Origin of the sequence: uncultured Microscilla sp. (assembly GCF_947493425.1) — a bacterium.
Taxonomy (GTDB): Bacteria; Bacteroidota; Bacteroidia; order Cytophagales; family Microscillaceae; genus Microscilla.
This window is the reverse complement of record NZ_CANLRP010000115.1, coordinates 18,055-27,334: the sequence shown is the minus strand read 5'-3', so window position 1 is coordinate 27,334 and position 9,280 is coordinate 18,055. Positions and strand designations below refer to the sequence as shown.

At 40.0% G+C, this 9,280-nt stretch carries 7 protein-coding genes; 3 read left to right on the top strand and 4 right to left on the bottom strand.

Annotation, left to right across the window (positions count from 1 at the left end; all coding sequences use genetic code 11):
* Window positions 1-121 precede the first annotated feature (121 nt).
* Together Q0954_RS23385 and crtI are read right to left on the bottom strand one after the other, a co-directional pair.
* Window positions 122-958 carry a phytoene/squalene synthase family protein gene (locus Q0954_RS23385; RefSeq protein WP_299461023.1) on the bottom strand — a complete coding sequence of 279 codons (837 nt, stop codon included), beginning with the start codon at window positions 956-958 and terminating at the stop codon, window positions 122-124.
* 21 nt (window positions 959-979) lie between these two features.
* On the bottom strand, window positions 980-2,479 hold the full coding sequence (gene crtI, locus Q0954_RS23380) for an NAD(P)/FAD-dependent oxidoreductase (RefSeq protein ID WP_299461021.1): 1,500 nt from the start codon (window positions 2,477-2,479) through the stop codon (window positions 980-982).
* Between the two features lie 382 nt (window positions 2,480-2,861).
* Here crtI and Q0954_RS23375 point away from each other — a divergent pair, with 382 nt between their 5' ends.
* Window positions 2,862-3,536, top strand: coding sequence for a metal-dependent transcriptional regulator (locus tag Q0954_RS23375; RefSeq protein ID WP_299461019.1), 675 nt, complete (start codon window positions 2,862-2,864; stop codon window positions 3,534-3,536).
* Window positions 3,533-4,045: a hypothetical protein gene (locus Q0954_RS23370; RefSeq protein WP_299461017.1), complete on the top strand. Its 513-nt coding sequence runs from the start codon at window positions 3,533-3,535 to the stop codon at window positions 4,043-4,045. The genes Q0954_RS23375 and Q0954_RS23370 overlap by 4 nt, the downstream gene beginning before the upstream one ends.
* 403 nt (window positions 4,046-4,448) lie before the next feature.
* Here the strand turns inward: Q0954_RS23370 and Q0954_RS23365 are convergent, their stop codons facing one another.
* Window positions 4,449-4,892 (bottom strand): MarR family transcriptional regulator, encoded by a 444-nt coding sequence (locus Q0954_RS23365; RefSeq protein ID WP_299461015.1) that lies wholly within the window; start codon window positions 4,890-4,892, stop codon window positions 4,449-4,451.
* A 136-nt stretch (window positions 4,893-5,028) separates the two neighbouring features.
* Window positions 5,029-5,832, bottom strand: a complete 804-nt coding sequence (locus Q0954_RS23360) for an SGNH/GDSL hydrolase family protein (protein ID WP_299461013.1) — start codon at window positions 5,830-5,832, stop codon at window positions 5,029-5,031.
* Window positions 5,833-6,790: 958 nt separating this feature from the next.
* Here Q0954_RS23360 and Q0954_RS23355 point away from each other — a divergent pair.
* Entirely contained in the window at window positions 6,791-8,779 is a 1,989-nt protein-coding gene (locus Q0954_RS23355) for a hypothetical protein (protein ID WP_299461011.1), read from the top strand.
* Window positions 8,780-9,280 lie beyond the last annotated feature (501 nt).

Below are 9,280 nucleotides of genomic sequence, written 5' to 3'. Positions count from 1 at the left end.
TTCGTAATTAACTACGCTTGCGCCAATTCGTAATTAGCTTACGCAGAGCTCCCTTTGGTCGGTTCGTAATTAACTACGCTTGCGCCAATTCGTAATTCGTAATTGAACCATTCGTAATTATTTAAATCATATTCAAGCTATGTTTGACATAAGAGCTAAAAAAGAGCATGTATTTGCGGCGGTTCGAGATGCGAATGCGTGCGCTCATAATTTGACGGGGAGGCGTGTTTTGTATTTTCTTAAACAAAGAGTAATAATACACATACGCCATGTATACTCCAAAGCGGGCGTGTTTGGGCAAACCTTTGATCCCTTCATAACCATCTCTGAAATCCTGCTCTATGTCTTCTTCTATTTCTTTCTTGTTTATCTCGCCAAACTCGCTGATGTCAACCCCCGGAAAGTAAGTGCGCCCCAGTTCTTTATAGTCTTGCTTGAGGTCGCGTAAAAAATTGATTTTCTGAAAGGCTGACCCTAAACGCATGGCGCCGTACTTGAGCGAGTCGTACTTGGCAGAATCACCTTCGCAAAACACCCGCAGACACATCAACCCTACTACTTCGGCTGAACCTAAAATGTACTCTTCGTAACCTTCTTGGTCGTAGCTAATGCCCACTAAATCCATCTCCATACTTTTCAAAAACGTGTCGATCAATTCGCGCTCAATGTTAAATTCATTGACTGTTTGCTGAAAACTGTTCAAAATAGGGTTCAAGCTTATTTTTTCGTCTATAGCCTGGTAGGTTTCCTGTTTAAACCTGTCGAGCAGGTCTTTTTTATCATAGCCGTGAAAGGTATCTACTATCTCATCGGCAAACCTTACAAACCCATAAATGGCATATACAGGCTTGCGTATTTTTTGTGATAAAAAACTGATGCCCAAAGAGAAAGATGTGCTATAATTGTTGGTTACGAGCTTACTGCACTTATAAGATACTTTGTCGTATAGAGATTTCATTGTAAGTAATATTTGATTGGTTTAAATAGTTTGTATTTCTTTTTTATTCTTAAAAGCTTTAGCTATCTCTTGTGCTACTACCTGCCCCGATATAAGCGAAGGGGGAACTCCTGGGCCCGGCACAGTCAATTGTCCGGTATAATAAAGGTTACTCACCTTGCTACTTTTGAGCGAAGGCTTCAGTATAGCAGTTTGGCGCAATGTATTGGCAAGCCCGTAAGCGTTGCCTTTAAATGAATTATAATCACTGATGAAATCATTGTGCGCGTAGCTTTTTTTGTATATCACATGTTCTTTTACCGATTGTCCGGTTAACTTTTCAAGTCGTTCCATTACCAGGTTGTAATACTTTTCTCTGGTGGCTTCATCGTCTTTCAAGTCGGGCGCTACAGGTACCAGGATAAACATATTTTCTTTGCCTTCGGGGGCTACACTGGCATCGGTTACCGATGGGCAGCACACATAAAACAAAGGCTCGCTTGGCCATTGAGGTTGTTCGTATATCTCTATGGCGTGTTGCTCAAATGCCTGGTCAAAAAACAAGTTATGATGATGTAAGTTTTTTAATTTTTTGTCAATTCCCAAATAAAAAATAAGACTTGAAGGCGCCATTTCGCGCTTGTCCCAATAATGTTCAGAATACTTACGGTATTTCTCTTCAAGCAGATGTTGCTCTACGTGGTGATAATCTGCCCCACCAACAATTACATCGGCCAGAAGCTCCTCACCACCAATAATTAACCCAGTAGCAGTACCATTTTTTACTTTTATTTGCTCTACATTGGCGTTGGTCTCAAACTTTACCCCCAACGATTCGGCAAGGCTTACCATCCCCTCTACTATCTTGTGCATTCCCCCCATTGGGTACCAGGTGCCTAGTTCAATATCGGCGTAGTTCATTAGGCTGTATAGGGCGGGGGTATTACGCGGGGTGGCTCCCAAAAACAACACAGGAAACTCTAACAACTGGATAAGTTTGGGGTGCTTAAAATACTTTCGGATGTGGCTATAAATAGAGTTGAACACCTGCAAACGAAATACTCCGGTAATGAGGCGCATGTCTACAAACTCACGCAAAGAACGCCCTGGTTTATACACCAAATCGTTGATACCCACTTCATATTTGTAGGCGGCTTCTTTCAAAAACTGAGTGAGTTTGGCACTACTGCCGGGTTCAAGAGACTCAAATATTTGGTGGAGTTCGTCGAGGTTGGCGGGTACTTCCATTATATCATCTTTGCCAAAAAACACTGAATAAGAAGGGTCAAGTCTTTGGAGGTCGTAGTAGTCTTTTGCCGACTTGCCAAATTTGTTAAAAAATGACTCAAATACGTCAGGCATCCAATACCAGCTTGGACCCATGTCAAATACAAAACCATTGGCTTCAAACTTACGCGCTCTGCCCCCCAACATGGCGTTTTTTTCAAACACTGTTACATCGTAGCCGTCGTTAGCCAAACAAGATGCGGCTGCCAACCCTGCAAAGCCTCCCCCAATAATATGCGCCTTTACTTTAGTCATTTTCTTGTATTTTTTAGTATATAATTTGGTTTTTTGTTTAATGAGTAGTATAAAATAACATTAAATTCATTAACAAAACCGTGAAACCGAAAACTTGTTTATTTTTTTTTCTAAACATTCAACAAAACCTGCAAGCTTTGTACATTGTTTTCAGTTTTCACAAAAACAGTGTATATCCGCTTTTTGCGTAATTTTTCTAAGTACTTCACTCAACAAATCAAACAGGCAATCGTCAAATAGTACAAGGGCATCTACTTACAATTATTGAGGCAATGTTGTGTACAATTTTTCTCATTTGTCAAAACTTTGACCAGTGCTCCGGTAGGTACTTAAAAATTTATTAACTTTATTGTCTCAAGTCACACTATCTCTTTATTTGCAGATGCTTAGTTTAACAGAAGAAGATTACCTAAAAGCCATTTATCAACTTTCTGAAACTCACGGAGAAAAAGAAGGAATCAGCACCAACGAAATAGCTAAAAAAATTAACATAAGTGCTGCCTCGGTAAGCGATATGATTAAAAAACTGTCGCAAAAGGAGATGGTAAACCACATGAAGTACAAAGGAGTAACCCTTACTAGACAAGGTAGGCAAATTGCCATTAATCTTGTAAGAAAACACCGACTTTGGGAAACTTTTTTAGTAAGAAAGCTCCATTTTAGTTGGGACGAGGTGCACGATGTTGCCGAACAACTCGAACACATTCAGTCGCCTACCCTTATCCAAAGGTTAGATGAGTTTTTAGAGTTTCCGGCGTATGACCCTCACGGAGACCCTATACCCAACGATAAAGGGGAAATTATAAAACGCAAAAAAATAAGTTTGCAAGAAGCTCCCCTTCACCAACCCCTCAAGGTGCTTGCTGTAGAAGAGGGCGATCCTTTGTTTTTGAAACACCTCAACAAGCTCAAGATCAATATAGGTACTGCCATTACCATTTTGGACAAGGTAGAGTATGACGAATCGCTTGAGATTTGCCTGGATAAAGCGGAGGCTCCTATGATGATTTCGCACAAGGTGGCACAGTATATTTTTGTAGCGGAGGGGCAACGATGACAGACCCTGCCCCTATAGATAAAAATGCCATTGATCGTTTCAAACAATTACTTTTTAGTACTGACGACGAACGCAATGTATTACTTGCGCTTGAAATAGCCAAGGCACATAGTTTTCAGTATGTGGGGCTCAAAGACGATTTGTTTGAGGTATGGAAACAAGCGCATGTATCGGGGGAGGTACTCAAGCAAATTGAGCAAATTATTGATCTGAAATATCCCTTCAAGCGGTTTAGAAGTGTAGTACAACAAGCCTTACAAGAGGAACACAAAATAGCCTGGGAGGTAGGAAACCTTGCCTTGGGGTTGCTGCGCGACTGTCTGGATGAAGACCAAATGCAACACTTGGTAGATAAATATCAACACGAAAAAAGACGGCGGTTTTCGACCCATGAACCATTGTCAGGGGTAGAGCTCATTTACCTGCATTGGCTCGACAAACTGGGCAATGCCTCGGCTACTCACCTGCCCAAAACTCTGAAAAACATTGAAAAATTGATTAGAAAATAAGGGGGATGTGCCTGGAATCGTGCCCTACTAACTTTTTTATCATCGTATTGGTTCCCGATGCATTAGTATGTATGTACCAAGACAAAATTAAATATACCTAATATACAAGCGTAACTATCATATTATGAGAGAGTTATGCTTACTTGTAGCTTATAGCTAATTGCTTGCTGCTACTTACCAAGACAAAATTAAATATATCTAATATGCAAGTATAACTATCATATTATGAGAGAGTTATCTTTACTTGTAGCTTATAGCTAATTGCACCGATATTCATCGGTATCTAAGGACTTGCGGCTACTTAATGCAGTCAAAATAACTTCCCCATTTTAACTGTATATTTTAGTCGCTAGACAAGGCGAAAAAATATTTACTTAAATTTGCTGACATTATTTCGGCAACATTACTTATCAAGATAAACTTCTCCCCCATCAATAATTTTCTGCACTTGCATCATCACTTCAAAAAACACCTTTAGCTTTTCGTCTGGAATAGTCTCATATACAGCGTGGTTAAACTTGAGCACAGTTTGTCGTGCATGTTCTCTGCCTTCTTGGCCTTTATCTGTCAAAAATATCCTAAAAAAACGACGATCTTTAGTATCCTGTACTTTATAAATCAATCCGTCATTCTCCATGTTTTTCAACGTACGGGTAATGCTTCGAGCTTCTAAGCCTAGCAAAGGGGCTATCTTGGTAGAAGGTGTTCCTTGCTCTAAATCTATATTTAGCAAGATATACCCTACCGACACTGTTACGTTATACTTGGCAGCTTCAGCATTGTACATACGCGCTATAGCGTGCCATGTAGCTTTGATATGAAAATCTACGGTTTCTTCTGGCTTCATTCGTTTTCCATTTTTCCCTACGATCATAAGTTGCAAATTAATAAAAAATATTGTGCATGCATACTATTTTTTCGGAGGATGCACCAAATAATGCCTCATTGTACCAAAAAGCCTACAAAATGATCTTTGGTAAAAGTTAACGACTACTGTTCCAATATTCCTTGCGATCGAGCACATTTGCCTTAATTATGTCTGCTATAAGTTGTTGTTCTGCGGGTTTAAGTGGACAACTATGTAGGTGACTCATGGGCAACTCTTGAAAAATAGAAGCATAAAAAACCAATGCCGTGATGTAAGCACCAACTTTGGTAGGGTGACTACCATCTGCCTGCCATAGGTGTAACTGCGGCAAACGATAGTGTAATTGTTGCCAAACTACCCCTACAGGTGCTATGGGTGCACCTAGCTCATCAGCAATTTTTTTGTGGGTATGCACCAAACTATTTTGCGCTTCAGTAAAACTCCTAAAGCGTTGATAATAAGGCACTCCCTCTAAACGAATGCCCATATCATGGGTATACTTGCGCGCCCAAAACAGGAAAAGCATGCTTTGGGTTTTGTGTTGCTTTGCCCAAGTATCTATAGTACGAACAGCTTCATACATTTGGGTGGTTTGCACGAAGGGAACAATACTTTGCTCTTGCAATATTACCCAATTGAAATTTTGCTCTTGAATCATTTTTTTCACCCGGCGGTTTCGGCTATGGTCTTGCAAACGCCGTCCTCCACTGGCTACTGATTGTACTGCGACATTTTTTTTGTTGTGCTGCGCAAGTTGGGTAAACATTTCTGGCATTCGATGATAATAAGTATAGCTATTGCCCAAAAACAACACTTTGACCAAAGGTACTTGTTTATTTTGTTTGTGTGTCTCAGTCTGGCAACTCAGGCAAATAAAAACACAAGCAACGACACTGAACTTTTGGAGGAATAATAACATATTAACGGTATAAAATAAACTAATTTTGGTCGCTAACACAACCAATAAGAGCATACAGTTTGAAAACTACAAAACGTTTTTTTCCTGCTTAGTGAGTGTAACAAAACTCCAGGTGGATCTTATAACTCATATACTGGTTACTAAGTTTTCGCAATGTGTATCACCTATAACTTTATCCACTTTATTTACCAAAACTACTACTTTTACCCAGCATAACACCCACACCTTGTCTGGTATGTCTATAGGCGAGTAAAATGATTTTATCAAAGACTAAGGAATGGTACCAAAATAAATACGCATTCTTAACCTCATCTTTTGAGGCTATACTTTGTTAAAAAATAGCCGAATAGCGCTGCTATTAGCCAACCTTCCCTCAAGCTCGCTCAATATCCACTAGGAGCCACAACTGGCATTTAATAATTATAAAGTGATTTTTCTATTAAAAAGTTGTCAATCATTAAACACACTTGTGTAATGATTGATCAGAATATCGGTGAGCCGTTACTTTTTTCTACAGGTAAAAAAGTAACCAAAAAACCCGCAGCTGTAGTTTGTTTTTCCTAAATCTGCTCCACTACGCCGAAACTGCTCAAACTCGCTTCGCTCAAACAGTGATCAGTTTTTACGGCTTCGTTTCACAGATTCTTAACGGCAACAAACTAAGGCTGAGTCCAGCTGACGCAACCACTATTACTCGATCATTAAAAAACAAATGCCTGTCCTACTGGATATTGCCGTACCTCGTCTAGCAACAAAATATTTTAGCGTTACTATAGAAATTTATTTTTACACCATTCCTAAGAAAAATAATTAATGGACTATTTGTGAAACAACGATACAATTTAGCTATCTTTAGTTAAAGTAAAGTGTGGGTAATATAATCACTCACCCAATACGCAAAGCCTGCTTGTATGGTTCTCCTTACAAAAACAACATTCAATCATTTATAAATTAAATTATGAAACACTTTTTTGTATGTATCGCTTTTATACTGGGGTATGTTACACCAGGCATAGGGCAAGCAGGTCTCAACAAGTTTGTTTTTTCGGCAAGTAAAACCAAAGTATTGCCAGGAAAAACCCCTGAGCGAGGTAATGATGGTAAGATCAAAGAAGCAGACCAAATAGGACGTTTGGGGCTAGTATCGTTGTACTACCAAAACGCTTGCTATACTAGTGGCCGTTACAACCACAATGATTTTAAAGTAAGTCAAGGCAAAGTACGCTCAGGCAAACTAAGCTTTGATGCTTATCAGGTATTTGCCCCTCGCCGCAAGGCAAAAAAGTTTTTGGCATCACAGCACTGTATTGCCTTTAAATTTCCCCAAAAACAGTCCTATACCATTTATACCCTCAAGGCAGGAAAAGTGGATAAGGTGGCAAAGGTAAAGGCAAGTCAGGTAAACACCGCCAGGTTTACGTCCATAAAAACGCTCAAAGTAAGTCGGCTCACGGGTAGTGTGATTTACTTTTTTGCCCCTACCAGTCAACGTATTAGTAGCTTTAAGCAACTGTCTGCCAACACTGAAGGCTCTCAGACTAAAACAACTCCACTAGGCACTGTTTTCAAATACAGGTTTAAGGTCAATGCCTCAGTGTTTCATACAGGCAAAGACTATGGTAGAAATCGTCAATTCTTTTTGCTGAAAAGCCCCAAAAACAGGGTGCAAATGATATGGCAAGACAAAAAAAACAAGCGAATTTACTTGAGTAACTTTATGGCTGGGTTCAAAAGTCAACAAAACGTCCCTTTGTACAACCCTCAAAAGGCCGATTTATTGGCAGCCACTAACGATACCCAAGGCAACCTTTATTATTTCACTTACCAAGGTAGCAAAGGCAACACCAGGGTAGCCCTGTATAAAGCCACTATATCGGGTAAGTTTTTAAAAACCAAACAATACGACACCTCTAAAAAAGGCTTAAACATTTACAACTTTCGCAATTATATGGTGAGTCTGCAGCACACCCAAGGTAAAATAGCTCTGATGATTGGACGCACTATGCATAAGTCGGGCGATGGATTACACCACCAGGGGGGCATTGCCGTAGTATTTGATGCCAATACTTTAAGCAAAATACGTAACCACGGGCAAACTTCGGGGCACTCGTTTGACAACTACCTGACCACCAATAAAGCAGGAAAATTTGTGGCAATGGACCTAGGTGATAATTACCCAAGAGGGGTAAACTTACACCGTTTTGATGGCACCCGTAAGTATTCTCAGGTGGTGTATACTTTTAAAACCGAACACGGCACACGTGCTACCTCTCCTGCTAGGCGCAAGTATGGCTATTATGCTGAAATAAGTAAGGGAGGTAAGAAATACTATAAATGGTCGAACGACAACGGTACATACAGTGAACTGGGTGGTTTGGTTGAGGTAAGTAATGGGTACCTGATAATCTTTACTGGAGAGCCTTCACCTACTGGCAAGGCATTGGACAACAGCCGGGCAGGGTATAAATCGCCTGACCCACGCAATGTAGGGCTGGTAAAGGTGCGCAAAGACTTTGAAAAATCATCTTCAAGAGGAAGCCAAATAAGCGATGACATGGTACTCTCGCGGGGTATTACCGAGTCAGGCGGTTTTTATACATTTGGCGGGCGATTTTCGAAGCAACGTAATGCAGGTGTAAAGTGGCTGACTAAGTACCGTGACAAAAATAAAACAAGCGCCCGCCACCTCAAAGTGGCTCCACTCAGCAATGGGCAAGTTTTGTTGGTATGGGAGGTGGTAAGCAAGCAAGGCTATTCTACTTATCAAAACACTTTTGCCATGAAAATAGACGCTAATGGTAACAAATTGGGGCAGCCAGTGGCTTTGGGCAGGCATGTAAGGTTGGGGCGACGAGACGACCTATTGGTAATGGGCAACAAGGTGTTTATTCCAGCGGGCAATGGCGTAGAAAGCAAAATAGAGTTAATTGTGATAAATACAAGGTAAGAAAAATATAAGCTGTCTACGGTTTGTCTATGCCAGGAATTAGCCTAAGGCAAAAAAAATGAGTATAATTGTACAAAGGTCAATAGGTAATCCCTTACTTATTTACTTTTTTCAAAATTGCATTTATTGGTACTTTATTTAATGATAAATGGTCCATTGTTTCTCAATAAGAAATTAAGTAAACCCTTCGTTCAATGAGTGAAGGGTTTCTTGTTTTTAAACCTTCTCATTTTGTCTTACCTACTACAAAATACATATCTACTTCCCCCTTGGCTTTCACCCTGCCCTGGTACTTGCACTCAAACACGTCTTTGACCAAGACATAATATTGAGTTTGCCTACAGCTCCACTCGGCTCCATCCTATTTACAAGCTTCTTAAAATACTGTGCCACGCCTTCACTTATTGGTCATTGGTAGGGTACAACCTTCTGTCTATCGTAAATAATTGTTTTTGTGGACTGATTTTGTTTTTTTTATATAAAAACAATCCATATAATACT